The sequence below is a fragment of the Rubinisphaera margarita genome (genome assembly GCF_022267515.1).
Taxonomy (GTDB): Bacteria; Planctomycetota; Planctomycetia; order Planctomycetales; family Planctomycetaceae; genus Rubinisphaera; species Rubinisphaera margarita.
The window spans coordinates 582,103-606,607 of the sequence record NZ_JAKFGB010000009.1 but is presented as its reverse complement, the minus strand read 5'-3'; the positions used below and the strand labels follow the sequence as shown (position 1 = coordinate 606,607).

20 protein-coding genes are annotated in these 24,505 nt (G+C 57.6%); 14 read left to right on the top strand and 6 right to left on the bottom strand.

Annotation, left to right across the window (positions count from 1 at the left end):
- Positions 1 to 40: 40 nt before the first annotated feature.
- The 6 genes from L1A08_RS05690 to L1A08_RS05665 form a co-directional block, all read right to left on the bottom strand.
- Entirely contained in the window at positions 41 to 688 is a 648-nt protein-coding gene (locus L1A08_RS05690; RefSeq protein WP_238755196.1) for a PIG-L deacetylase family protein, read from the bottom strand.
- Positions 688 to 1,611 carry a glucose-1-phosphate cytidylyltransferase gene (locus tag L1A08_RS05685; protein WP_238755194.1) on the bottom strand — a complete coding sequence of 308 codons (924 nt, stop codon included), beginning with the start codon at positions 1,609 to 1,611 and terminating at the stop codon, positions 688 to 690. The genes L1A08_RS05690 and L1A08_RS05685 overlap by 1 nt, the downstream gene beginning before the upstream one ends.
- Positions 1,612 to 1,715: 104 nt before the next feature.
- Positions 1,716 to 3,014, bottom strand: a complete 1,299-nt coding sequence (locus L1A08_RS05680) for a class I SAM-dependent methyltransferase (protein WP_238755192.1) — start codon at positions 3,012 to 3,014, stop codon at positions 1,716 to 1,718.
- 47 nt (positions 3,015 to 3,061) lie between these two features.
- The gene (locus tag L1A08_RS05675) at positions 3,062 to 3,976 is read right to left on the bottom strand and encodes a hypothetical protein (RefSeq protein WP_238755190.1); all 915 of its coding nucleotides are present in this window, start codon (positions 3,974 to 3,976) and stop codon (positions 3,062 to 3,064) included.
- 52 nt (positions 3,977 to 4,028) lie between these two features.
- Positions 4,029 to 5,306, bottom strand: a complete 1,278-nt coding sequence (locus L1A08_RS05670) for a DUF4910 domain-containing protein (protein ID WP_238755188.1) — start codon at positions 5,304 to 5,306, stop codon at positions 4,029 to 4,031.
- Between the two features lie 86 nt (positions 5,307 to 5,392).
- Positions 5,393 to 6,730, bottom strand: coding sequence for a glutamate-1-semialdehyde 2,1-aminomutase (locus tag L1A08_RS05665; protein WP_238755186.1), 1,338 nt, complete (start codon positions 6,728 to 6,730; stop codon positions 5,393 to 5,395).
- A gap of 333 nt (positions 6,731 to 7,063) precedes the next feature.
- On the opposite strand from L1A08_RS05665, the gene L1A08_RS05660 reads away from it, so the two are divergent.
- The 14 genes from L1A08_RS05660 to L1A08_RS05595 all read left to right on the top strand — a co-directional run bounded on the left by L1A08_RS05660 (position 7,064) and on the right by L1A08_RS05595 (position 24,499).
- Entirely contained in the window at positions 7,064 to 8,272 is a 1,209-nt protein-coding gene (locus L1A08_RS05660; RefSeq protein ID WP_238755184.1) for a sugar transferase, read from the top strand.
- A 17-nt stretch (positions 8,273 to 8,289) separates the two neighbouring features.
- Positions 8,290 to 9,189 (top strand): WecB/TagA/CpsF family glycosyltransferase, encoded by a 900-nt coding sequence (locus tag L1A08_RS05655; protein ID WP_238755181.1) that lies wholly within the window; start codon positions 8,290 to 8,292, stop codon positions 9,187 to 9,189.
- 38 nt (positions 9,190 to 9,227) lie between these two features.
- Positions 9,228 to 10,223, top strand: a complete 996-nt coding sequence (locus L1A08_RS05650) for an NAD-dependent epimerase/dehydratase family protein (protein WP_238755178.1) — start codon at positions 9,228 to 9,230, stop codon at positions 10,221 to 10,223.
- An 84-nt stretch (positions 10,224 to 10,307) separates the two neighbouring features.
- Positions 10,308 to 11,156: a hypothetical protein gene (locus L1A08_RS05645; RefSeq protein ID WP_238755176.1), complete on the top strand. Its 849-nt coding sequence runs from the start codon at positions 10,308 to 10,310 to the stop codon at positions 11,154 to 11,156.
- Entirely contained in the window at positions 11,153 to 12,379 is a 1,227-nt protein-coding gene (locus L1A08_RS05640) for a class I SAM-dependent methyltransferase (protein ID WP_238755174.1), read from the top strand. The genes L1A08_RS05645 and L1A08_RS05640 overlap by 4 nt, the downstream gene beginning before the upstream one ends.
- 13 nt (positions 12,380 to 12,392) lie before the next feature.
- On the top strand, positions 12,393 to 13,457 hold the full coding sequence (locus L1A08_RS05635) for a GNAT family N-acetyltransferase (protein WP_238755172.1): 1,065 nt from the start codon (positions 12,393 to 12,395) through the stop codon (positions 13,455 to 13,457).
- A gap of 43 nt (positions 13,458 to 13,500) precedes the next feature.
- The gene (rfbG, locus tag L1A08_RS05630; protein WP_238755170.1) at positions 13,501 to 14,658 is read left to right on the top strand and encodes a CDP-glucose 4,6-dehydratase; all 1,158 of its coding nucleotides are present in this window, start codon (positions 13,501 to 13,503) and stop codon (positions 14,656 to 14,658) included.
- Between the two features lie 188 nt (positions 14,659 to 14,846).
- Positions 14,847 to 16,436, top strand: coding sequence for a GumC family protein (locus L1A08_RS05625; RefSeq protein WP_238755168.1), 1,590 nt, complete (start codon positions 14,847 to 14,849; stop codon positions 16,434 to 16,436).
- Positions 16,437 to 16,439: 3 nt separating this feature from the next.
- Complete coding sequence (locus L1A08_RS05620) at positions 16,440 to 17,756, top strand: lipopolysaccharide biosynthesis protein (RefSeq protein ID WP_238755166.1); 1,317 nt, start codon at positions 16,440 to 16,442, stop codon at positions 17,754 to 17,756.
- Positions 17,756 to 19,069 carry an O-antigen ligase family protein gene (locus tag L1A08_RS05615; protein WP_238755164.1) on the top strand — a complete coding sequence of 438 codons (1,314 nt, stop codon included), beginning with the start codon at positions 17,756 to 17,758 and terminating at the stop codon, positions 19,067 to 19,069. The genes L1A08_RS05620 and L1A08_RS05615 overlap by 1 nt, the downstream gene beginning before the upstream one ends.
- Positions 19,066 to 20,280, top strand: coding sequence for a glycosyltransferase (locus L1A08_RS05610; RefSeq protein ID WP_238755161.1), 1,215 nt, complete (start codon positions 19,066 to 19,068; stop codon positions 20,278 to 20,280). Before L1A08_RS05615 ends, L1A08_RS05610 begins: the two co-directional genes overlap by 4 nt.
- A 49-nt stretch (positions 20,281 to 20,329) precedes the next feature.
- Positions 20,330 to 21,286: a glycosyltransferase family 2 protein gene (locus tag L1A08_RS05605; RefSeq protein ID WP_238755159.1), complete on the top strand. Its 957-nt coding sequence runs from the start codon at positions 20,330 to 20,332 to the stop codon at positions 21,284 to 21,286.
- 451 nt (positions 21,287 to 21,737) lie between these two features.
- Positions 21,738 to 23,006: a sulfatase-like hydrolase/transferase gene (locus tag L1A08_RS05600; RefSeq protein WP_238755156.1), complete on the top strand. Its 1,269-nt coding sequence runs from the start codon at positions 21,738 to 21,740 to the stop codon at positions 23,004 to 23,006.
- Positions 23,003 to 24,499 carry a sigma-54-dependent transcriptional regulator gene (locus L1A08_RS05595; protein ID WP_238755154.1) on the top strand — a complete coding sequence of 499 codons (1,497 nt, stop codon included), beginning with the start codon at positions 23,003 to 23,005 and terminating at the stop codon, positions 24,497 to 24,499. Before L1A08_RS05600 ends, L1A08_RS05595 begins: the two co-directional genes overlap by 4 nt.
- Positions 24,500 to 24,505 lie beyond the last annotated feature (6 nt).

Below are 24,505 nucleotides of genomic sequence, written 5' to 3'. Positions count from 1 at the left end.
AGAGAGGCATGGAGTTCACGGTTGTTCGCTGGCGGAGCGGTTACGTAAAGAGTGAAAACTTCCGAACGTGAAATCCTTCCGCCATTCTCGACTTCGAATGGCATTCCATACCGCGGATTCTCAGCAGCGCACGAAACGTTTCTGCGTCGTACCAGTCTTTCTCGTGCTGACTGGGGAAGCTCTCCATTAACAGCTCGATCTTTCGATCAGCGATCGAGGTCGTTAAGGGAACATAACAGTTCGGCGTCTTCAGGTCTCCGTCGTACTTCGGGATCTCGTATTCGCAGATCACGTGATTCCGAAACGCGCAATGGGTCAGCTCAGAAACGACCCGGTGATCCTGATGCCGATCCGCTGAACTGTGCGTGAAGATCAGATCCGGCTGAAATTCGCGAGCCAGACCGTGCATGTAATCTTTCAGTTCCGCCCACTGGGCAGGGAAGTAACTGTCTCGGAACGACTCGATACGAACGGAGGTTCGCTCGACCCGTTCCAGCCACTTCCCGGCACTCTCCTGAGCTTCCTGATGGCGAACGTCGTTACTGCTCAGGACAACCCAGATCACCTGGCAATCAGTAAAGCTGTCGGTCAGGTGAAGCAGGGTGCCTCCGCAGCCAATCTCGATATCATCGGCGTGAGCCCCGACACAGAGAACCGTTCGACAACTGGCGGTCGTGAATGGATTCATCAGTACCCGATTCCCGTTGAAGAGCTGTGCGATGCGGTGGCGATTCCTGACTTCACGTCTGGCTTGCCGGCCTGCTGAAGCTCGTTCGAGAGTGAATTCACTTCGTTGAGAAGGCGCAGGTCTGGGTCGGTCGCGGCTTGTTTCCGCTTCTTGTTCCACACTTCCCAGGGGGTGTCCCCGCGCGAGTACATGTCATCGAGGGTCTGCTTCTCCTTGAAGGTGTCCATGCACGCGAAGAAGCCTGGGTAACGGTAAGCCGTTAAGCGGTCCTTCTCAATCAGTCGCTGGAACGGTTCAATCACCAGTTCGTCGCCGTCGTTCATGTAATCAAAGATCTGATTATTGAGGACGAAGAAGCCGGCATTGATCCAGGTGTCCGACTCGGTGACGGCTTCGATCTTCTGCACGTGGCCAGACTCCGTGGTCGTGACCGAGTGGAAGCTCTGCATCGGCTTGACCGCCAGAAAACTTGCGACCGACTCGGTGTCGCGATGGAAGTCGATCAGCTTGGGCAACGGGAAGTCACTCAGCCCGTCGGCGTAGTTCGCGAGAAACGTTTCCTCGCCCTCGAGGAAGGGACGAACCGCCATCAGCCGTTCGCCAATGTTGGACGACGTTCCCGTATCGACAAACGTGATATTCCAGTCCTGGATGTCCCGGTTGATGAGGTCAACCGATTGCCCCCCGCCGGACAGCACGAAGTCGTTGGAGACGCACTCGTCGTACTCCAGGAAGTACCGTTTGATGACGTCCGCTTTCCAGCCGAGGCAAAGGATGAAATCCTTGTGCCCATAATGGGCGTAGTACTTCATCACGTGCCACAGAATCGGACGGTATCCGATCTGGACCATCGGTTTGGGAACCGTCTCCGAGTACTCCCGAAGTCGCATCCCGAGTCCGCCGCAGAACAGAACGACTTTCATGGTGGCCTAACCTAACTGTGTATCGTTGTATTTGTTGAGAGCATTCCTCTCCGGGAACACGTCGGCGACACGAGCCTGCCGGCGTGTTCCTGAGAGAACGCTGCTTAGTAAACTTCGAGATGCGGAATCGGGACAACGAGTTTCGCACCCCATTCCCGTGTGTATTCCAGCTGCTCGGTAATCTCTGATTTCAGATTCCAGGGGAGAATCAGGATGTAATCAGGACGGGTCTCGGCAATCTTCTCCGTCGCGTGAACGGGGATATGTGTTCCCGGCAGATACTTGCCGTGCTTGTACGGGTTCCGGTCGACCACGTAGTCGAGGAAGTCTTCGCGGATTCCACAGTAGTTGAGCAGGGTGTTCCCCTTGCCGGGAGCCCCGTAACCGACGACCTGCTTGCCTTCGCGTTTTGCTTCGATCAGGAAACTCAGCAGAGCCCGTTTGACTTCCTTCACGTTCTCGGCGAATCCGGTGTAAGTCGACATCTCGGTGAAGCCTTTGGCTTCTTCGAGAGCGAGCATGTCGTGAACGGCCGAAGAGATGGGCTTGGTCGTATCTTCGATGTGGCGGACATAGATTCTCAGAGAGCCGCCGTGGGTCGGGATCTCGTCGAGATCAAAGATTTCCATCCCGTGATGGCGATAGACCTTCTGCAGCGTGGTCAATGAGAAGTAGCAGTAATGTTCCTGGTAGATCGTGTCGAACTGATTGAGTTCGATCATATTGACAGCCGTGGGGAACTCGACGGTGAGGACACCCTGATCGGCGAGAATCGTCTTCATGCCGCCGACAAAATCATTCAGGTCATGAACGTGGGCCAGACAGTTATTGGCGATCAACAGATCGGCTTTGATCCCTTCGGCGACAATTCGCTTGGCCGGCTCAACGCCGAAGTACTCAACGCGAGTGGGGACGCCTTTCTCGATGGCAACTTTGGCACAGTTGGCGGCCGGCTCGATGCCGAGGCAGGGGATGCCCTTGCTGACGAAGTTCTGCAGCAGGTAGCCATCGTTGCTGGCCAGTTCCACGACCTGACTGTCGGCGTTCAGAGCGAATCGCTCGGTGACATGATCAACGTAGCGGCGGGCATGCTCGAGCCACGATGAAGAGAACGAAGAGAAGTAGGCGTATTCCCCTTCGAAGATTTCGCGGCCGTTGACATACTCTTCAACCTGAACGAGATAGCATCGTTCGCAGACATAGGCGTGCAGAGGATAGAAGGGTTCTTCTTCGCTGAGCTGCTCACGAGTCAGAAAGTTCTCGCACAGGGGATGCATCCCCAGGTCGACCACGGAGTGATTCAACGGGGCATCGCAGAAGCGGCAGCCGTGAATCGCCGGGCGTGATTCTGGAGCAGAGGCATGAGGCTGAGTCTTACAGACGGATTCGGCAACTGGGGGCATAGTGGTCTCCAAACTGGATATACGTGGCGATATTGAGATGGCTTAACTTACGAGCAACTTGTCATAGTGGTGCGAACGCTGTTCGGGTTAGACAGATAGTCCTCCTGAACCTCCTGGGGAAGGTGAGACAGATCGCTCGCTCGGAGGTAGTCACCGACGGTGGTGCCGCTGCAGGCGCTGTCCAGATTGGGAGCCCCCACTCGATTGCGCAGATCTCCAACGTGCACGGTCCGGAAATCAAGACTGATCCGCGTACTGCTGGATGTGTTGGGAACACTGGAATGAAGGTGGGCCGCCGAGAAGATGAACATGCCGCCTTCTTCAGGCACGACGCGAAGGTCCGGTTCCAGTTCGAGTGGCTCCAGGGCTTCCGACTGCCGGCGGGTATCTTTGCCAACCTGATTGGCCGCGGCCTTGCGGCCGTTATTGTTCCAGTCCTGGTAGTCGAACTCTTCCGAAGAGTTCAGCACGGGACGATCCCAGTAAGCCGGATGGAATGCCATGCAGTTGTCTGACTCCGTCGGATAGACCGGCAGCCACCAGTTCAGCTGACACATCGGCGGCGAATACCAGGTATCGCGATGCGGTTTGAAGGCGTATGCCAGTCCCGAGCTGAGGTAATCGCCGTGACAAGCCGTTCGCAGACGGGGGATGTCGAAATAGGTCTCTTCGGGATCGCAACCGTACTCAGCCAGCAACGCCTGCATCAGCGTCTTTGTGATCGGGTCATGAATAAATCCGGGCTTCAGTCCCTTCAGAATCTCGACGTACTCGGTCACGGAGAGATGGTCCTGGGCTTCCTGCGGGTGATAGGGGGCAAAGGCCCGCTCGCAGTACTCTTTGGCGTAGTCACACAGGGCCCGGGTTGTCGTTGAAGCCTGGTAGAGATAAATGTCTCCGGCGTACAGGCGAGAACGACGGACATCGTCCGAATGTGTCGAGTTTACGATTACAGCCGTCACATTGAGCTCCCATATAAAAATGAAAATAGAATCGGAGGCCGACTGAAGTCGATCAGGCTCGCGCTGGTACCGACATGGGCAAATCTTCAAGGATTCCGCAGGCTTCGAGACGCTGGGCCGCATCCAGCACCGCGGCGAATGGCAATCCGGATCTCTTCGCAATGTCGAGAAGAGTGTTCTCGCCGTCGCAGTAATTCAGAACCCATTGGACCGCGTGCTGCAGGGCGGGATTGTGTTCCCGCGATCCGTGACTGGAGTAAAGGTCGTACCGATCCAGACGGGGTTCACAATAAGGCTGGCGATTCAACAGGCATCGGTCCTGTTCCAGCACATCAACGATTTTTAGGCACGTATTAAGCGAATCGACGAGACTGTCTGGATCGATCAGATCCAGGTTGTCCAGCGAGGTGTGATACTCCGGATACTCGCCATTGGGAGATCGCGTCAGTCGTCCGATGGGAAGGTTGATTCCCGGCGAGCAGAACTGCCGTTCGTCGTATCCGAATGGTTCAAAACTCCGCAGAGAAGCCGCCGGGGACGACATCTGCAGCACGTACTCAGCAATCTGATCGATCCTTGACGTGGTCTGCCGCGAACGTTTGTAGGTCAGGGGACCGCGGTCGCCGAGGCATCCCAGAATCAGACCCTGCCTGATGTGACCGAGACGCGACTTGTTCTGAGCCAGCCAGGTAATCGCCCCGATCGTGGCGGGGGCGAGAACGAACCGATAGGTCAGACGAGTCTGCTTCGACTGAAGGGCCTGAGCAAGTTGCGTCAGAACAGCAACGCCGGAGAGATTGTCATTGGCCAGCGACGGATGACAAATATGGGTGTAAAAGAGACATTCCTCATCGCTTTCCCCAGCGACGACGAACTCGCCATAGGTCAGGGACCCGTCCTGGTAACCGGAGTCGATAACGACTTCGAAGTCCTGGACGTCGCTGTTGCGGAGTAAGTCGTACTGCTCCTGAGAGACACAAAAGCCCCAGGAGTCGCGTCCATAGCAGGTGCGAAACGGCACCGCTTCTGGATGAGCAGGGTCCAGGTGGAGATGATCTTCAAGTTCATTCCAGTGCAGGACGCTACGAACGGGGACACTTCCCAGCACAACCTGCAGGTTGCTGCGTCGGAAGTCGATCAGACGCCGTCCGGTCTGATCTGCGATATACGCGTCTCGGATATTCCATTCCTGAGGGACAGTCCAGTTGAAGACTTCAGTTCCCGTGGGAACCTCGATCATCTCCAGTGGAATGTGTTCGCCAATCACGCGAAGAGATTCGCGCACGCCGTGGCCGGTCTGCGCCCGACAGATCGGGAACAAACGTTGCATCAGGGATAGCATCGCTGATGCCGACTCCGGGGTCGGTTTCTGTCTGGTGACTGTTTGGCTCACGGATTGCGATCTCGTTGCGGTGTTTAGTTCCATTTTCGATAGACCGACTGAGTCGGAGCTCCCTGCAGGAACTTTTCGACGCCGTCATTCAAGGCTGCTTCGTAAACGTCGAGCGCCCGGTCGAACGCCCGGACCGTCTGTTCCACATCGAGATCGGTGTGGGAATAGCTGATCACCAGGGAGGGAGCGATCACGCCGTGCCGAATGGTTTCCTGCATAAGCAGCGTGCGGTAGTCCTGAGAGTGTTTTCCGTCCGGTCCCGCAGAGCTCCAGACCATGCTGCAGGGGCGACCGTGAATCTTCACATAGTCCTGCAGTTGATGATCGCGGATGACTTGCTCAAGTCCGTTCTTCAGGTGCATTCCCTGGCGGTGTAAGGTTTCAACGACTGGTTCCCGCTGATAGATCCGCATGGTGGCGATCGCGGCGGCCAGCGCGTGAGTTTCCGCACCGTGTGTGGTGGAAAGCAGGAAGACCCGTTCCCGCGGATGGTTCAGTCCGCCCAACTCCATCAGTTCGCGTTTCCCGGCCAGGGCGGAAACAGAGAAGCCGTTCGCGATCGCTTTCCCGAACGTCGACAGGTCCGGCGTGATGTTGTAGACGTGCTGAGCACCTTTTTCGTGCCAGCGGAAGCCGGTGATCATTTCATCGAGCACGAACACAGCTCCATGCAACCTGCAGAGTTCCTGCGCTTTGTGCAGGAAGTTGTCTTCTGGTTCGTCGTACTTGGCCGGTTCCAGAATGACGCAGGCGATCTGATCGGGGTACTGCTCGAAAAGCCGTTCCAGGCTCGGGAGATCGTTATAGGTAAAGGTGTGCGATAGCTGTTTGATGGATTCAGGAATCCCCGCATCGATCGCGGTGGTCCCGATGAACCAGTCGTTCGTGGCGAAGAAGGGATGGCTGCCGCAGAGGGCGACATGATCGCGGCCGGTATAGGCGCGGGCGAGTTTGAGAGCAGCCGTCGTGCAGTTCGATCCATCCTTTGCGAACTTGACCATGTCGGCGCCATCGATCAGCGACAGGAACTCTTCGGCCGCTTCGACTTCAATGGGGGCGGGCCGACTGAAATTCGTCCCGTGGGCGAGCTCTTTCTGAACGGCTTCGATGACTTCCGGATACGCGTGTCCGAGAGCGACAGCTCGGCAACCTGCTCCGTATTCGATGTATTGGTTGCCATCAATGTCCCACGAATGGGCGCCCTGCCCGCGCACAATAAAGGCGGGGGCAGACTCGGGAAACTGATCGTCGCCCTTGGCGTAGGTATGGCATCCCCCCGGGATGAGTTGATGGGCCCGTTCCTGGAGACTGCTCGCAGGTTCAGACTTTCTCTGTAGCGGATTCCTGGTGCATGGGTTCATCGTGATGCCGTCCTGCTACGGGGAAGTCAGTAAAGGAGAATTCTGAGAGCAGCTAGGAAAGCTTATGTCGACTTTTTGCATCGTCAAAAAAATGGGCAACTTGGGGGAGCAACTCCCGATCTGCGGATGGCGGGACCGCTTCGAGGGAACGTGAAAGTCCTTCCGATCGGCACATTCCGACTAACGGGAAACTCCCTTGCAGCTTGCACATTTTCTGAACCCCCGAGGGGAATCCCGCTGAATTCGAGTGATTTGGCGCTCTAAGTTTTGCCAGCGACCTGACTGGCGAGCGTTGCGAGTTCGCATTCTCTTTTCACACAGAAGGCATCCACGATGCGGGCAACCTGGCTTCCTTGGATCAAAGGAGGAGTTCAACGGGAGAACTCGTTGAGCATTCCGCAGCGAATTCACTCTAAAGAGGCCTTTGCATCCCTGCTTCACGTCGAACGCATGCGTTCGGACCGCAGCGGTCGCCCGTTCTGCCTCGTCAGCATGGACCAGCGCCAGCACTCCGAAAACGCGGAGGCGTTGAACGTTCTGCTCGAAGTATTGAATCAACGCATCCGAGCGACCGATCACGCCGGCTTTCTTGGACGCTATGAAGTCGGCGTGGCCCTGTGGGACACCAATCCCCAAGGCGCCAGAACATTCATCGAAGCCCTGCTGGAACAGATTGCAGCAGAGCATCGTCCCAGGATCAGCATCTTCGCCTATCCCGAGAATCGCGATGACGACGACGATGGGGATGAGGCCGGCGGCCTTCCAGAAAGCCCGTCCCCCTTCGACCAGCAGGAAACCGAACCACAGGACCGCGAACAGGAACAGACAACTTCCGCGCTCGCATCGTGCGCTGAATCGCCGGCCGGGAATGCGGAACGTCACAGCTCGCTAAATAACGAGAGTCACTATCGCGTTCAATCACTGACTGACTTCTATGTCCGATCAATTCCCCTTTGGAAACGAAGTCTGGACGTGGTCGGATCGGGTCTCGGCTTGATCGTCCTGTCCCCATTCCTGCTCTGTTGCGCCATGTCTGTCAAACTGACGTCTCCCGGCCCCATCCTGTTTTACCAGGACCGAACCGGGCTCGGAGGTCGGCGATTCAAGATGATCAAATTTCGCTCGATGATCGTCGATGCCGAGAATCGCAAGCAGTCATTGATGACGCTCAACGAACAGGACGGGCCGGCTTTCAAGATGGAAGCGGATCCTCGCATTACTCCCGTCGGCCGCTTCCTTCGTGCCTTCAGTATTGATGAGCTCCCGCAGCTGTGGAACGTCTTTCGGGGCGACATGACGCTCGTCGGTCCCCGGCCATTGCCGTGCGCTGAGGCGGACGCCTGTGAGATCTGGCAGAGACGGCGACTCGACGTGACCCCCGGCCTGACATGCATCTGGCAGGTGAAGGATCGCAGAAACAAGATTCCCTTCTCCGACTGGGTCCGGATGGATCTCGACTACATCAACAGACGCACGCTGGCACAAGACATGTGCCTGATTCTTCAAACCGTTCGAGTCGTCCTGCGGCGACGGGGCATTTAGACCAGAGAGGTTCCCCCATGGCCAGTGCAATCCCGGTTCCCGGCGGCTCCTGCGAGACAGTCTCGATCGCTGCCGAACTCGACGCCCACTTCGAACAGGACGAGTCCGGCGCGAAGTGGCCGCGGCAGGTCGACCTCTGCGGCGTGCCTGTCAGCATCACCTGTTACACGGAAGCCACAGAAGCGATCGTTCAGGCAGCGAAGGTAAGACGGGGCGGGCTCGTTTCCTGCCACGCGGTCCACGCGATTGTGACCTTTGGTGCCAGTCCACAGCTGCGCCCCCTGATCAATCACTTCGACATGGTCACTCCCGACGGTCAGCCTGTCCGGTGGGGATTGAACCTGCTTCACGGGGCCGGATTGAAAGACCGCGTCTACGGTCCCGAACTGACGCTGCGGGTTTGCCAGGCCGCAGCCGAGGAACAGATTCCGATCTACCTCTACGGCGGCAGCCCCGCAGTCATTGAAACACTCCAAACAAATCTACTTGAGCAGTTCCCGGATCTGGAGATCGCTGGAGCGGAATCTCCTCCCTTCCGTCCGCTAACTGAAGCCGAAGACGCCGAAGTGGTTGAACGCATCAACCAAAGCGGGGCGGGCATCCTGCTGATCGGACTGGGCTGTCCGAAACAGGATATCTTCGCGTTCGAGCATCGAAAGACGCTGCTGCCCGTACAGCTTTGCGTGGGAGCCGCCTTCGATTTCCACGCCGGGGCAAAGCCGAAAGCTCCACGATGGATGCAGGATCGAGGCCTGGAATGGGTCTTCCGCCTCTGTTGCGAGCCGAAGCGTCTGTGGAAGAGGTATCTCGTTACGAATTCTCATTATGTCTGGCTCATCTTCAAGCAGTTGTGCAACGTGCGACAGATCCTGAAGAACCGCCGAACAACATCCGCGCTCAGTAACAACTGTCATTGAACCAGCTTATTGAAGTCCCTTTTTGCAGGAGAACGTCCATGGACAACGATCTGATCGTCATCGCCGGTGCAGGTGGATTCATTGGTGGCCATCTCGTCAACTACTTTCTTGAACAAGGCCACGTCAACATTCGCGCTGTCGATATCAAACCATTCGACGAGTGGTATCAGGTGTCGGAAGTTGCTGAGAATGTTGTGCTCGACCTTCAGGATCGAACGAATTGTCGCATGGCCGTGCGTGGCGCCACTGAGGTTTACAACCTGGCCGCCGACATGGGCGGGATGGGCTTCATCGAAAACAACAAAGCCCTTTGCATGCTCTCGGTACTCATCAACACGCATCTGTTGATGGAATGCAAGGACGCCGGCGTCGCCCGATACTTCTACGCCAGTTCGGCCTGTGTCTACAACGCCGACAAGCAAACCTCTGCCGACGTCATTCCTCTTCGCGAAGAAGATGCCTACCCCGCCATGCCGGAAGACGGTTACGGCTGGGAGAAGCTGTTCTCAGAACGGATGTGCCGCCACTTCCGGGAAGACTTCGGCATCCAAACACGGGTCGCCCGGTTCCACAACGTTTATGGCCCGCACGGGACCTGGGATGGTGGTCGTGAGAAAGCACCGGCCGCTGTCTGTCGCAAGATTGCCGCGGCAATCGATTCCGGCGATCACGATATTGAAGTGTGGGGGACTGGAGAACAGACTCGCAGCTTCATGTATATCGACGACTGCGTGTATGGAATCGATCGCATCATGCACAGCGATATCGAAGAGCCGATCAACCTGGGATCAGACGAGTTGACCACGATCAACGGTCTGGTAGATCTCGTGGCAGACATCGCCGGGATCACTGTTCAGAAGCAGCATCTGCTCGACGCTCCCAAAGGAGTCAACGGCCGCAACAGCGACAACACACGCATTCAGGAACTGCTGGGATGGGCACCGCAGGTGACTCTCAGAGAAGGCATGCGTGAGACGTTTGAATGGGTGCAGGCCGAATATCGCAAGAGCCGCGAAGCCTCGGTGATTTCCTAACGTCCGACGACACTTCTCGCGGTGCGCTCACCAGAGGGGAGCGCACCTGACCAGCCTGTACTCAAGCAGAACGAGTTCGAACCCATGGCGATCGTAACAACAGCTGAACAACAGCCTGGAGTCGACCTTCTCGGAGAATCGCCGGTTCGATCCGGTTCGCATTCAGTTCCGGGAACCGGGCCGACCGTGGTTCGCGTCGATCCTCTGAAAGTCGCGCTCGTGCTCGCCGCGATCAGTCTGCTTCTGGCCGTGGTCGGAACGTGCACACGCATCGCGATCTATCAGATCGCACCCGACTTCGGAACTCCCGGTATCGAGTCTCCGCCGTTGGCCAGGGCTCTGTCCCGGCTCGATCTTGGACACGAGCCGAGTCTGCCGCAACTGTATTCCAGCCTGTTACACGCCGTCGCCTCGGGACTGCTGGTTCTTCTCGCTCTCCGCGCTCGAGCGAAGGGCGAGCGATTTGCCGGATCCTGGTGGCTCCTTTCCTTCGTGTTCGCGATGTTCGCGATCGACGAATCTGTGATGCTCCACGAGATGGCCAACAGTGTTCTGGAACGGGTCGTCCCCGCGCAGGGCATCCTTCGCTATCCGTGGATTCTGGCGGGAGCCGGATTCACGGTGGCTGTCGCCGCGGTTCTAATTCCGTTTCTGCGGAATCTGGATCGGCGTACGAGAAACCTGTTCTTCCTTGCCGGCGGACTGTTCGTCGGAGGAGCAATCGGTGTCGAGATGATCGAAGGGATCATTACCGATACCTGGGGCGAGACCTCACTCCCGATGGCGTTGGCAATTGCCGTGGAGGAGGGCATGGAGATGTGCGGGATGTGTCTATTCATTTATGCACTTCTGGCGAAGCTGCGTCTGAGTTCGAACGTCATTCGGTTCGAACTGGGACAGCGGAAGCTTGCAACGGAAGGTGGAGAGCGATGAGCGCGCCAGCAGTCAAAGTGAGGGAACGAGGTTCCGAAGGCACCCATTCCGCAGCGACATGCCAGGTCTGCGGGTCCTCTGCCGTGGTCGATATCTTCGAATCGCGGGGAGTCCCGGTCCACGTCGGCATGTTCTATGACTCGCCGGAAGCGGCCCTCGATGCTCCCACGGGAGACATCGTTCTGGCCCATTGCTCGAACTGCACCTTCACCTTCAATCGCACGTTCGATCCGGCCAAGGTGTTTTATTCTCCCGGTTACGAAGTGGCGTTGCATCACTCGCCGGTGTTCCGCGCCTACATCGAAAGAGTGGTTAACCGACTCGCGGACCGTTACGAACTGCGAAACAAGACCATCCTGGAAGTTGGCTGCGGCGATGCCTGGTTCCTCAAGCAGCTCTGTCAGATCGGCGGCAATTCAGGAATTGGAGTCGATCCAACCGCACCCTATGAAGGGAAGCGGGCCTATGACTTTGGAACGATTGAACTGATCAGAGAATACTATGGCGCGGCGCAGTCATCTCTGGAGGTTGATTTCGCGTGCTGCCTTTCCGCGCTGGAGCACATAGCCCATCCCCGAGAATTCCTGCAGACAGTGCGAAGGAATCTCGGTCGCTCGGGCATCGTCTGTTACTTCGAAGTGTTCAACGCCTACCAGGCATTTCAGCGCCAGGAAACCTGGAGCCCGCATTACGAACAGTGCAACTATTTTTCGCTGGAATCCCTCCGAGCCGCTTTTCTGCAATCTGGCTTCGAATTGCGAGATTCCGGTGCCGATTATCAGGGCGATCAATACCTCTACGTCGAAGCATCGACGGGCGTCGAAACTCCTGACATGAAGTCGAATGTCGACTCGAGCGAGTCGCAGCCTCAGTCAACGATTGTGGAGTGTACCACTGCCCACGAGGAGAAGCTCAACCACTGGCGGCAACGGATGGGCGAGTGGAGAGCGCAGAACACCGACGTGGTTTTCTGGGGAGCGGCCGGCAAGGGCATCAGCTTCCTCAACACGTTGCCGACGAAAGGTGTTGTCAGCCGGGTCGTGGATATCAACCCGGACAAACAGGGAAAATTTGTGCCTGGTACCGGACAGCCGATTGTGGCGCCGCAGGAACTCGTCTCCTCACCACCGGCCGTCATCATTATCTCGAACTCGCTGTATCTGGAAGAGATTCGCCGACAGGTTGCCGATATGCAGATGACCTGTGAAGTGCTGGTCGCCTGAGTGGAGTGAAACAATGAACTCTTTACAGATTAAATGCACCGGGGAATTGTCGAACCGTGACGTCGCGGCCTGGCGGGAAATCGCCAGTCTGAACGAGGTCACGTCGCATCCGTTTCTGCAGCCAGAGTTCGTTCAGGCTGTCGGAAAGCATCGACCTGAGACCCGGGTGGCGGTCATTCAGAATGGAAGCGACTACGTCGGCTTCTTTCCTTATCAGACAACTTCGGCGGGCGTCGGCCACCCGGTTCTTCCTGAACTGACCGATTACCACGGGCTGATCGCAACCGATGCTCTGGATCTCTCAGCCGAGGAACTGCTTCGGAAATGTGGACTGCTCGTCTGGCACTTTGATCATCTCCCGGTGTCACAGGGGATGTTCCGGCGCCATCACGCTTACCAGGACCCCAGTTATCTGGTGCGTCTGTCCGCAGGGTTTGAGAACTATGCTGCGGAACTGCGTGAGCGGAAGTCTTCGGTCCTCTCGCAGGCCCTTCGCAAATCGCGAAAGCTCGAACGAGAACTTGGACCCGTCACCTTCCACGTTCACGAAGAATCAGAAGAAGCCGTGACAAATCTGGTTGACTGGAAACGGGTGCATCTGGACCGACGGTCGGGTTCCAATCCGTTTGTTCGCCCCTGGATGCACTCGCTGCTGCGTGAAGTCTCTCAAACTCACGGCGAGACCTTCCACCCGGAACTTTCCGTCCTGAGAGCCGGGGGACAGTGCCTCGCGGTCCATTTCGGACTCCGCACCGGGAATCGTCTCGTCTCATGGATACCGACGTTTGCTCCGGAGTTCAGTCAGTACTCGCCAGGACAAGTTCTCTACGCTGAGTTGATTCGCTCAGCCGCGGACCGCGGGATCGCCGAGATCGAACTGGGGCGCGGGGAGAACCAGCTGAAGCTGAGCCTGAGCAATGCTTCGGTGCCACTTGCTGTCGGGGCGGTCGATTTGAGGATGACGTCCCGGGTGATCAGAAGCGGGTGGTTTCGGATGCGACAGATGGTGCACTCCAACGGCTTCCTGAAACAGCACTCACTGCCATTTCTACGTCGGATCAAGAGCTTCGTTTCCTGAACCGGCCCTTCACATATTTCTCTTGAACGGATTGCAACGACCCATGTCAGAACCATTCGACGGAATCTACGCCGGCAAACGCATCTTTGTGACAGGCCATACCGGATTCAAAGGATCCTGGTTGGCGCTCTGGCTCAAGGAACTGGGAGCCAGCGTGACGGGATATTCGTGGGAACCTCCAACCAATCCCAGCCACTTCGAGGTGGCTTCGGTCCGCCAGGATCTTGATGGCCATCACATTGGAGACATCCGCGACGAAGAACGGATGTTCGCGGCGATGCAGGCCTGCGATCCGGACATTATCCTGCATTTGGCGGCTCAAACCGTCGTGAAGACTGGCTACCTCAGTCCTAGAGAGACATTCGATATCAACGTCATGGGCACGATCAGTGTCCTGGAGTGTGTGCGTCGTTTGAACAAGCCCGTCACGGTTCTTTGCGTCACGAGCGACAAGTGCTACGAGAATCGTGAGCAGATTTGGGGTTACCGCGAGACCGACGCGTTTGGTGATCATGACCCTTACGGCGGCAGCAAAGGAGCCGCGGAGATCGCGATCCGCTCTTATCGACACTCGTTCTTTCATCCGTCGCGCATCGCAGAGCACGGGGTCAAGCTGACCAGTGCCCGGGCGGGTAACGTCATTGGCGGGGGCGACTGGACGGCCAACGCGCTGATCGTCGATCTGGTTCACTCCCTGATTGAAGGACGCGCTGTCGAACTTCGGAACCCTTCGGCCTATCGTCCCTGGCAGCACGTTCTCCAGGCTTTGAGTGGTTATCTGACACTGGTCTCGAAAGCTTATCAGGCGCCTGATGGCCGCTTCTGCACGGGCTACAATATCGGGCCTCTGTCGGGTAATGAACTCTCCGTCCAGGAAGTGACCGAGGAGTTCATCTCCCGATGGGGAAGTGGGAGCTGGGTCGATGGCAGCACCCCGGGGCAAGTTCACGAAGCCACTCTGCTGCATCTCTCGATCGACAAGGCGATGCGAGAACTGGGCTGGAAGCCCTCCTGGGATGTCCGAGAAGCGATCGGACGGACTGTCGAGTGGTTCCAGCACTTCTGTTACGAATCCGAGCCGGTTCGCCTCCATTCGATCCGTCAGATTCGAGACTATCAGGAGGCAATGGCAGCCGGGCGGCGCGGAACAGGCTCTGCCGGCTCTTCGGATAACGCCAATCCGCTTGAGGCGGTTCACTGATGATTGCTGACTGAATGTTGCAAAAAGTCAGCGCGAATCTGCGACGGGACGCAACATCGTGAACTATGGTTGATTGCAGACGCTATCCAGCAGTGGCCTATTAGCGATGGTGCAATACCTTCACGAATGGTCGCCGCACGCTCTCTGCACACGGAAAGCAATTCCCACGCAGCGCGAGTGATCGATCCATGCAGCTTCCCAATCAATCCGAGTATGTCGAACTGGACCCCGTCGTCGTTGTCCGCAAAATGGGCGCGACGTTATGGCGGCGGCGGTTTCAGGCTCTGTCCATTTTCATCTTCGCCATGGCGTTAATTACGCTCGGCCTTCTGATCTGTCCCAGGGCTTATCGATCCGACGCGAAACTCTTCGTGCGCGTCGGACGGGAAAGCCTGGCTGTCGATCCGACGGCTACAACGGGACAGACTGTCCAGTTGCATCAGACTCGGGAAAGCGAGATTGCATCCGTCATGGATCTTCTCAAAACCCGCGGACTGTTCGACCAGGTCGCTGATCGCATCGGCGTCGACGTCATTCTGGGGGACCGACCATTCGACTACGAGGAGTGGCAGCAGCGACGCAAGCAGCCAGCGACACTCGCGCAATCCGATGAAGGAGCCTCGCTTCGCAAAGAGAAAGCGATCAAGTCGCTGATTGGCGATATTGAGCAGGACCGCGAAAAAGAGTCGAGCGTCATCACCGTGGAGTGTTTCGCGGACTCGCCGCAGCTCGCTCAGGCCATCCTGACCGAGTATGTCGATCTCTTCCAGCAACAGCAGTTTACCGCTCACCGCACGAATGGATCGTTCGAATTCTTCGAAGGCCAGACCGCCGAGATTCGGGAACAGTACCTGGCGGCTTCGGAAAAGTTGAGAGCCTTTCGGGAGAAACTCGGAACCGTCTCGATCTATACGCGACGGGATTCGATTCAGACTCAGATCAGCCAGCTGGAACAGGAACGGCTCACGGCTGTCACATCGCTCAAGGCTTCCGAAGCAATGCTGAAATCGCTTCGGATTGCGATCGATAAGCTCCCCGAACGCCGCATCGCCGAATCGGTGACCGGTTTACCCGATGACGCGACCGGGACCCTGCGTCGGGAATTGAGCATGCTGACCATTCGGGAAGGTGAATTGCTCGCTCGCTTCACCGAGAGTCATCCGGCCGTGATCGCTGTGCGCAGACGTCGCGATGAGGCGAAGCGGGTGCTTCAGTCCACTCTGGAAGAGCCCAGTCAGGTAACAAATGCCGTCAATCCCGCGTGGCAGGAAATGAACGTCAAACTCCTGTACGAGGAGTCGAACGCGGTCTCTCTGAGAGCCCGAATCAGTTCCCTGGATGAGTCTCTGGTTCAGGTCCGCACCCAGCTGGCAGATCTGAACAGCCAGGAGAGTGAAATGATCACTCTCGAACAGACCGTCGAACTGCTGCGTCAGAAACTGTCCAATTATGCCGAGCGAACCGAAGAGACTCGAATCGAAGCGGCTATGGCCGACAGTGGCATCTCCAACGTCAACGTGGTTCAACGGCCTTCTCTGATTCTGAAAGCGGCCAGCCCTAAAAAGGCTCTCGTGTTGATCATCGGCTTCCTGTTCTCGGGCGGGCTGGCTGTATCGACCGTGTTGCTGACCGACAATCGGAATCCGGGCTCGCCGCGAGTTCCAGTGACGGACCCGGAGCAGACCTATTCTCGCCAGACGACACACAGCCCGACCGATGACGATCCTGCCACCAGGGTCCACCGGGCGACAGCCATGCTCAATGAAGCGTGGTATTAATCCATGTGTCCGGTCGCTACTCCGCCAGCTCCGCGTGCTCGGTCGACGTCGATCACATCGAAGCTGATTCTGACAAACGGCTCACTGTCGCTGATCGATCAGATCGTCGTCAGTGGAAGCCGGTTTGCGACAACGATTGCCATCGGCCGATTCTGTGGCGTTGAGGAACTGGCGAACTATTCGCTGCTCATGTCGCTGTTTCTTCTGGCCCTTGGTATTCAGCAGTCGCTCGTGATGGGCCCATTCTCGATCTTCAGTAATCGATCGAGCGAGAACGCCGATCCCGATTACCCGCGCACCGTTCTGGCACTCTTCTGGTTGCTCGCTCTGTCGATGTCGCTGGTCGTGACAGGAGGAGCCGGCATCGCCGCTCTGGTGGGGCCCGCTCAGTTGAACGGAACAATGCTCGCGCTGCTTGCGATCTGTCTTCCTGCGTTGCTGGCCAGAGAGCTGGTTCGCCAACTCGGCTTTGCCGCGCTGAATCTGCGAGACGCCGTGATCACCGACACCATCGTCGCCTGCGTGCAATTGACGGGGATTCTCCTGCTGGTTTTGAACGGCATGCTCGATGCTTATACCGCCGTGATTGCTACGTCTCTCGGAACAGCAATCGCCTCGGGGCTGTACTTCTACCGTCGTCGATCGCGCCTGACCCCGCGAACCTCGATGCTGGCAGCCGTGGCCCGGCGTCACTGGAACTTCGGTCGATGGAACCTTGGAAGTCAGGTGGCGGAACTGTTGACCTGGCATTCGCTCAGTTGGATTCTGCTCTTTCAGGTCGGCCTGGAAGGAACCGGGATCTTCGCAGCCTGCATGACGATTGTCGCGCTGCTGAATCCTGTCCTCCTCGCTGCGAATAACCTGATGGCTCCCCACGCGGCTCGGGCGTTCGATCAAGGTGGGATCGCCAGTCTGCGTCGCATGATCTTTCAGGCGACCTGTGGACTCGGCGCACTCGTGGGCGTCTTCTGCTGTGTGATCGCGATCTTTGGCCAGGATCTGCTCGAACTCATCTACGGATCGCCCAGTTACGCTTCAGGCGTCGGTGCGCTGATCATCGCCAGCTTTGCGCTCCTGGCTGAAGTCATCGGAGACACGGCGAACCATGCACTTCGAGCGTTGGATCATCCTCACGTCAATCTTCGATCAAGCTGCCTGGGCCTGGTGGTGATGCTGATTCTCGCCGTTCCACTCATCCACTCTCTGCAGATCACCGGCGCCGCGCTGGCACTTCTCGCAGGAAGCTCAGCGACTTCATGGGCTCGCTGGCACGCTTTACTCGCGATCTCGGCGGATCCTTCAGAGGAGGAGACTCTGTAATGGCAGTCGTTGTCTATCACGCGGACCGAGCACCACATCTCCGGACGTCGTCACGCGAACTCCTGATCGTCCCGCTCCTCTGCGGGCTCATCATGATGCTGCTGACCTTTTCCCTCGTGGAACGGGAAAGTGGGAATGACGTCGACTGGATTGCGAAGTGCAAGGTCGCGGGGCGAGCCGTCTGCGGGCTGCTGTTTCTGGGACTCCTGACCTGGCAACGATGCCGGCCGTCACTCCACTTCGCGACCGCTCGTTCGTGCTGGCTCATTCTTTTCATCGGCTGGGCCGTCGTTTCGACGATGTGGTCTCCGTTGAGAACGATCTCGCTGGGACAGTCGGGCAGTCTGGCAATTCTCCTGTTAATGAGTCTGGCAATCGCCATGCTCTGGAAGGATGAACGGGACACCTCGTTCATTCTGTCGTTTGTCTCGCTGTCGCTGTTGTTCATCTGCGCGATGCTTCTCGTCTTGCGGATCGCCGTTCCCGCCAGTGGGAGTTTGCAACGGGTTGGAGAAGGATTGCTGCATGCGACAAATGGAGCCGCGACAGCCTCACTCGGCATCCTGATTCTTCTGGTGGCGCGGCTGAAATGGCGTTGGCTGTGGGCCAGACTTTTGTTTGTTCCCGGTCTCTGCGTCTACGCCGCCGTGCTGGTGTTCGCCGCCAACCGAACGAGCCTGGCTCTCACCTTTCTGTTAAGCGCCGGCCTGGTGTTCGTCGCAACGAACAGAAAGATCTGGTCCAGCGGGCTGATGCTGCTTTGCGGCGTGTTCGTTCTTTACCTCACCGTCGATCCTGGTTTAAGGCTTGTTGGTTCCGGTGGAGAAGGCGTTGAAGAATTTCTGATGCGAGGCCAGTCCCTGGACCAGCTCAGGGAGCTTTCCGGGCGAAATGAGCTTTGGACAACGGTCTGGTCCTCATTTCTGGAGTCTCCCTGGATTGGCCACGGGTATTTCATGACCTCCTCAACCGGAGAGATCGAAGTCTGGTATCGCGAAGGCAATTTCCCCGCTCACAACATCTGGCTTCAGGCCCTGGCGACGACCGGGGTCATCGGAGCTCTACTGTTCGTGATCGGACTGCTCACCACATACGGCAAAACGAACTGGACCCTATGGCGAGCGTCGGCTACTCGCCCGATGGCCCTGCTGATGACGACGGTTGGTTGCTGGTATCTGGGATGGTCGCTTACGAGCGATTCGATTCTCGGTCCCGTTCAACCTGAGACGGTCGTGTTCTTCACATTACTTGGGATCGGGCTCGGCAGCGAATTCCAGCTCCGTCGTCTCGCGGGAGCAAAGGGGAGATCATGAGAGTTCTGCTCTGTCACACGTACTACCGACAGCGAGGGGGCGAAGATCAGGCCTTTGAAGACGAGCAGTGGCTGCTCGAATCCAACGGACACGAAGTCATCACGTACTCCCGTCGAAATGACGAGCTGACGGATGCGTCCCGGCTCACGCAGGCTCGAAAGACCATCTGGAATCGGGAAGCCCATGCCGAAGTGCGGGAGATGATCCGGTCCCACCAGCCGGACTTAATGCACTGCACCAATTCGTTTCCGTTGCTTTCGCCATCAATCCTCCATGCGGCTCACGAGGAATCGATTGCCGTTGTGCAGTCGCTGCGAAACTACCGCCTGATCTGTCCGGCCGCTGTGTTGATGCGGGATGGAAAAGTTTGTGAGAAGTGCGTCGGCAAACGGCTGCAACTGGCTGCCGTGAAACACGGCTGTTATCAGGGAAGTCGAGCAGCGACGCTGGCCATCGCCGGCCTCAACGCCTTTCACAGACTCCGCGGAACATGGACGGAGACAGTCGACCACTTCCTCACGCTGACAGAGTTCGCACGAAACAAATTCATCGAAAGCGGAATCCCCGCCGAAAAGATCTCGATCAAACCGAATATGGCCTACCCTGATCCGGGAGTCGGTCACAACAAAACGAATCACGCGATCTTTGTCGGCCGACTGTCGCCCGAAAAAGGAATCGAAACTCTGCTGAATGCCTGGGAGAAGCTTTCGTCTCCCGTTGAACTTCACATCGTGGGCGATGGCCCGCTGATGGAACTTGTCCGCGCAGCCGCAGAACGCCAACCGCTGATCAAGGTGCATGGGCAACTTCCGTTTCAGGAGACGTGCCAGAAAATCCAGGAAGCCGGTTTCCTGATCATGCCGTCCATCTGGTACGAAACCTTTGGCCGAACCACGATGGAAGCGTTCGCGACCGGAACTCCAGTCATCGCATCCCGACTTGGAGCGATGGAAGAACTCGTGACAGAGAACAAAACCGGATGGCTGTTCGCCCCAGGCAACGCCGATGAACTCGCGGCGTGTGTCGAAAAGCTTTCCCGAGCAGACGAAACTCGCGTGCGAATGGGGGCAGCTGCCCGCATCGAGTTCGAACAGCGATACGTTCCCGAAGTCAGTTACCAGGCGTTAATCGACATTTACGAAAAGGCTCTGGCGAATCGCGACGCGCGACGACCGAGTCCAGAAGCAGCCGGCCACGCGGTCTGCCCCTAGCCGGCGACGCGTTCGATCTGATACGGCCCCAATGAATGGAAGACTTCCAATGACAAAGCCAAGAGTGAGCATCGGCCTGCCTGTTTACAATGCGGCCAATTATCTCGATGAGTGCCTGCAGTCCATGCTGTCGCAGACGTTCGAAGATTTCGAGTTGATCATCTCGGATAACGCCTCAACGGACGAAACGGAACGCCTCTGCCGATCCTGGCAGGAAAAAGATGAGCGTATCCGTTACATCAGGCAACCAGAGAATGTGGGAGCCGTTCGAAACCACAATCTGCTTGTCGACTACGCCCAGGGGGAGTACTTCAAGTGGATCGGCCACGACGATGTTTACGATGAGCGGTGGCTGGAACAGTGCGTTCAACTGCTGGATTCTGAGCCTGACGTCGGCTGGTGCCAGTGCCGCGTTCTGCATATCGACGAAGCAGGCACGGTCATCGCCCCGGAAGAAGATCCTGCCATTCTCGCCGGTCATTCCTCTCACAGTCTGCTGGAAACGGGCCTCGTCAAACCAGGCTACACGCGCGCCGACCGAGCCGCCTGTAATCGCTTTCACTCTGTCATTCTCGGAACGACGTGGTGCTCCGATTCTTACGGTTTGATTCGTACCGAAATTCTCAGCCGAACGGGCCTGTTTCCACAGTGCTACGGCCCAGAAAAAGTTCTGATGGCTGAACTCGCATTGCACGCCCGGTTCGCCGAGATCCCAGACGTCCTGTTCTATAAGAGAATTCACCGCGGAGCATCGGCCCAGATCGAAACACCTCAGGAACGAGCCCACTTCGTTCACGGAAAGACGTCCAGCCGCATTCCCTCGGATCGTCTCGTACTCCTCAAAGGCTATCTGTCGGCGGTTCGCCGAGCTCCCCTGTCGCTCTCGGAAAGAGCCAGGTGCACGGTCTCCGTCATGCAGTACCTGGGCCAGGTGAATAAGTGGAAGAGAATCCTGTTCTCGCGGCCGAATAAGGCCCCCGCCGCGCGGATTCCTCAGAACGTATGATGAGCCCCACCGCTTCGTCCCCGGGCTTTGTTTCGATCCCGAGGCCAGGTTCGCCCATGTCAGCGTCTCACGTGACAGTGCACACTCGACTTCGCGTTTTCTGAGCGTCCCGCAGGTTTGTCATTTCCGCGTCTGGCCGAACCCTGCGATTGACGACGCTTCCCGGGAGCTCGATTCATCGTGTCCCTGCCTTTGATCGGGGAATTGTCCGGCGCTGGATTGACCATGAGGCCCCCGCGATTGATACTCGGATACTCACACCAGCGTTTTGCTCACGTAACTGGAGACGAAGGCCATGGAACCGGATACCGCGACACTCCGCACCGCAGCTCACTCCACCAAACATTTACTACACAGAATAACGACACTGCTACTTGCCGCGCTGACAACATACTCGGGACTGTGTTCGTCAAAAACAGCATTTTCTGCGTCTCCAGGCAATGCCCCCAACGTGCTCATCATCTACACCGATGATCAGGGAACGCTGGATGCGAAATGCTATGGATCGGCGGATCTGCAGACGCCGGGTATTGATCGACTGGCTGAGACCGGGGTGCGGTTTACGCAGATGTATGCTCCGAGTTGTATCTGCTCGGCGTCTCGGGCGGGGTTGTTGACGGGGCGGTTTCCGGTGCGAGCCGGGGTGCCTTCGAATGTGAGTTCGCAGGAAGGCAAGTCCGGTATGCCGCCGACGGAGTATACGGTTGGCGAAGTCTTTCAGGATGCCGGGTACACGACGGCACATGTCGGCAAATGGCATCTGGGATACACCCCCGAGACGATGCCGAATGCTCAGGGCTTTGCGAGTTCGTTCGGGCACATGGGAGGCTGCATCGATAACTACTCACACTTCTTCTACTGGCACGGCCCGAATCGACATGACTTGTGGCGGAATGGCGAGGAGATCTTTGAGGATGGTCAGTTCTTTCCCGACTTAACCGTTCGCGAAGTGAAGGCGGCCATCGAGAGCGCGAACGACAAACCGTTCCTGATTTACTGGGCGATCAACGTGCCCCATTATCCGTATCAGGGAACCGACAAATGGCGGAATGAATACGCCGACCTGCCAACACCGCGGCGCGAGTATGCGGCGTTCGTCTCCACAATGGACGAGAAAGTCGGTGAGGTTCTGGATTACCTCGAAGAACACAACCTCCGGGAAAACACGATTGTCGTCTTCCAGTCTGACCATGGGCATTCCACGGAAGAGCGGGCGTTTTTCGGGGGCGGCAACGCCGGTCCTTATCGCGGCGCGAAAGGTTGCCTGTTCGAGGGTGGGATTCGCGTGCCGTCGGTCGTTTCCTGGCCGAAGGGGCTGGCGCAGGGCGAGGTTCGCGATCAGATGGTTACCGGCTGCGACTGGCTGCCGACTCTGGCAGCGCTCGCCGGCATTTCGCCAGGCACCGCTCATCTGGATGGGAAGGATCTGTCTGAGGTCCTCCGATCCGCGTCCGCTCCTTCCCCACACAAGGAGTTCTTCTGGCAGATGGGCAATGGAAAGAATGCTCAATGGGCGGTTCGTCAGGGGGACTGGAAACTGCTCGGCAACTGCCGAGACACCAGCAACCGGGGCGGCCTGTCACAGTCCGACAAGGACTTGTTTCTGGCAAACCTGAAGGCGGATCCGGGAGAGATGACGAATGTTGCGGAGGACCATTCCGAAGTGGTCGAGAAACTGAAGCAGATTCGGGAGCGCTCGCTGGAAGGAATCCAGAATTGACGGACCCGAACGACACCGTGAAGCAGGCGGCTTCGATGGATAACAATCCGGAACAGATCTGGTCGGAGCCGGAAGAGTTCTCGACCGAGATGACACCGGCTGACGCGACGATCTTGATTGAGTTGCAGCGGGAACTCGTGACGCTGATGCGGGAAGCCGGAACGGGTACCGGCCAGTTCCTGGACTCCGGGCTCACCGCTCTGCAACGTCATCTGGGTGCTCAGGGGATCATTGTTCTTCAGCGCGAGCAGAACTGGACCGAACGGGCGAGCGTCAGCCCTCGCTTCGTGGGCAAATATGAAGAGTCTCTCCTCGACCGGGCAATCGAAACACAGCGAGCCGTTTTTCTCCGCGATGTTCCGGCGGCGAGCTGGGCTCAGATTTTCGTGCCGTTGTCGCCGGACTCGATCCTCGTTCTGGCTGGCCGGAAGTTCGGACCGAGTGACCTCGAAGTCGCCCACCTGGCCGGGGAACTCTTGGAGACTCTCAGACAAACTCTGGATGGCCTGAACCAACTCCAGTTGACCACAAGCGTGCGGGCGGCGGCTGAGCAGAGCGAACGCGAGTTCCAACTGGAACGTGCCCGCGGCGACTCGGAGTTGATCGGAGCCAGTGAGTTTCTATCGACGCTGAAAGAACAGACCGGTGCGCTGACTCAACTCGAGTTCCCATTATGCCTGTCAGGGGAGCCGGGCGCAGGCAAGAGGGCGGTCGGCCGCTACCTGCATTGGCGCAAGTCCGAGTCGCCCGGGTTGCTTGTTGAATTTTCGCCAGGGAACACAGACGGATGGGAGCAGCTGCGAGCTGTCGCCAACGATCCGGGTCAAGGGACGATCCTGCTCAACAATGTAGAGCTTCTGAGTCACGATCAGCAGGAGGAACTGCGGCAGCTTCTGGGATCGGCCGAGATTGTTCCGTCGTCTCTGCGAAGAACCTGGTTGATCGTAACCACCACGGCCGATCTGCAGCGTGAGGTCGATGCGGAGCGGTTTCAGGAATCGCTTTACCGTCGGCTCACGGTTTGTTCGCTGAAGGTCCCTGCCCTGCAGACGCGGGCCGATGATGTCCTTCCGCTTGCGCAGCATTTCCTTCAGCAGGCGTTTCGAATGGCCGGGCGTGCGATCCCCGAACTTTCTCACGCCGCCTGCGAGGCGCTTCTACAGCATTCCTGGCCGGGCAATGTCGCGGAGTTGCGGACGGTTATGGAGCGGCTCGTGTGGCGCGGGACGGGAGACACGATCAACGCCAACGACCTGCTGACGGAACTGAAGTGGATTCGGCTGTCCGATCCTTCCGAGGAATTCACCACGCTGAGCGATGCGACAATCGAGTTTCAACGGGCTTACATACGGGCGGCGATCTCGAAAGCGCGCGGAAATATGACAGAAGCATCGCGGATGCTGGGACTGCATCGCACGAACTTTTATCGGAAGATGCATCAACTTGACATGGTCGAGGCCGGTTCGACACCGCAGGCCGCACTCGATTCGTAAGACAGT

Excerpts from the sequence above, each read along its gene's own strand:
- L1A08_RS05605 (WP_238755159.1), top strand. The coding sequence starts at position 20,330 with ATGACAAAGCCAAGAGTGAGCATCGGCCTGCCTGTTTACAATGCGGCC.
- L1A08_RS05660 (WP_238755184.1), top strand. The coding sequence starts at position 7,064 with ATGCGGGCAACCTGGCTTCCTTGGATCAAAGGAGGAGTTCAACGGGAG.
- L1A08_RS05650 (WP_238755178.1), top strand. The coding sequence starts at position 9,228 with ATGGACAACGATCTGATCGTCATCGCCGGTGCAGGTGGATTCATTGGT.
- L1A08_RS05610 (WP_238755161.1), top strand. The coding sequence starts at position 19,066 with ATGAGAGTTCTGCTCTGTCACACGTACTACCGACAGCGAGGGGGCGAA.
- L1A08_RS05670 (WP_238755188.1), bottom strand. The coding sequence starts at position 5,306 with ATGCAACGTTTGTTCCCGATCTGTCGGGCGCAGACCGGCCACGGCGTG.
- L1A08_RS05635 (WP_238755172.1), top strand. The coding sequence starts at position 12,393 with ATGAACTCTTTACAGATTAAATGCACCGGGGAATTGTCGAACCGTGAC.
- L1A08_RS05690 (WP_238755196.1), bottom strand. The coding sequence starts at position 688 with ATGAATCCATTCACGACCGCCAGTTGTCGAACGGTTCTCTGTGTCGGG.
- L1A08_RS05665 (WP_238755186.1), bottom strand. The coding sequence starts at position 6,730 with ATGAACCCATGCACCAGGAATCCGCTACAGAGAAAGTCTGAACCTGCG.
- L1A08_RS05640 (WP_238755174.1), top strand. The coding sequence starts at position 11,153 with ATGAGCGCGCCAGCAGTCAAAGTGAGGGAACGAGGTTCCGAAGGCACC.
- L1A08_RS05685 (WP_238755194.1), bottom strand. The coding sequence starts at position 1,611 with ATGAAAGTCGTTCTGTTCTGCGGCGGACTCGGGATGCGACTTCGGGAG.
- L1A08_RS05655 (WP_238755181.1), top strand. The coding sequence starts at position 8,290 with ATGGCCAGTGCAATCCCGGTTCCCGGCGGCTCCTGCGAGACAGTCTCG.
- L1A08_RS05645 (WP_238755176.1), top strand. The coding sequence starts at position 10,308 with ATGGCGATCGTAACAACAGCTGAACAACAGCCTGGAGTCGACCTTCTC.
- L1A08_RS05615 (WP_238755164.1), top strand. The coding sequence starts at position 17,756 with ATGGCAGTCGTTGTCTATCACGCGGACCGAGCACCACATCTCCGGACG.
- L1A08_RS05625 (WP_238755168.1), top strand. The coding sequence starts at position 14,847 with ATGCAGCTTCCCAATCAATCCGAGTATGTCGAACTGGACCCCGTCGTC.
- L1A08_RS05620 (WP_238755166.1), top strand. The coding sequence starts at position 16,440 with ATGTGTCCGGTCGCTACTCCGCCAGCTCCGCGTGCTCGGTCGACGTCG.
- L1A08_RS05680 (WP_238755192.1), bottom strand. The coding sequence starts at position 3,014 with ATGCCCCCAGTTGCCGAATCCGTCTGTAAGACTCAGCCTCATGCCTCT.
- rfbG (WP_238755170.1), top strand. The coding sequence starts at position 13,501 with ATGTCAGAACCATTCGACGGAATCTACGCCGGCAAACGCATCTTTGTG.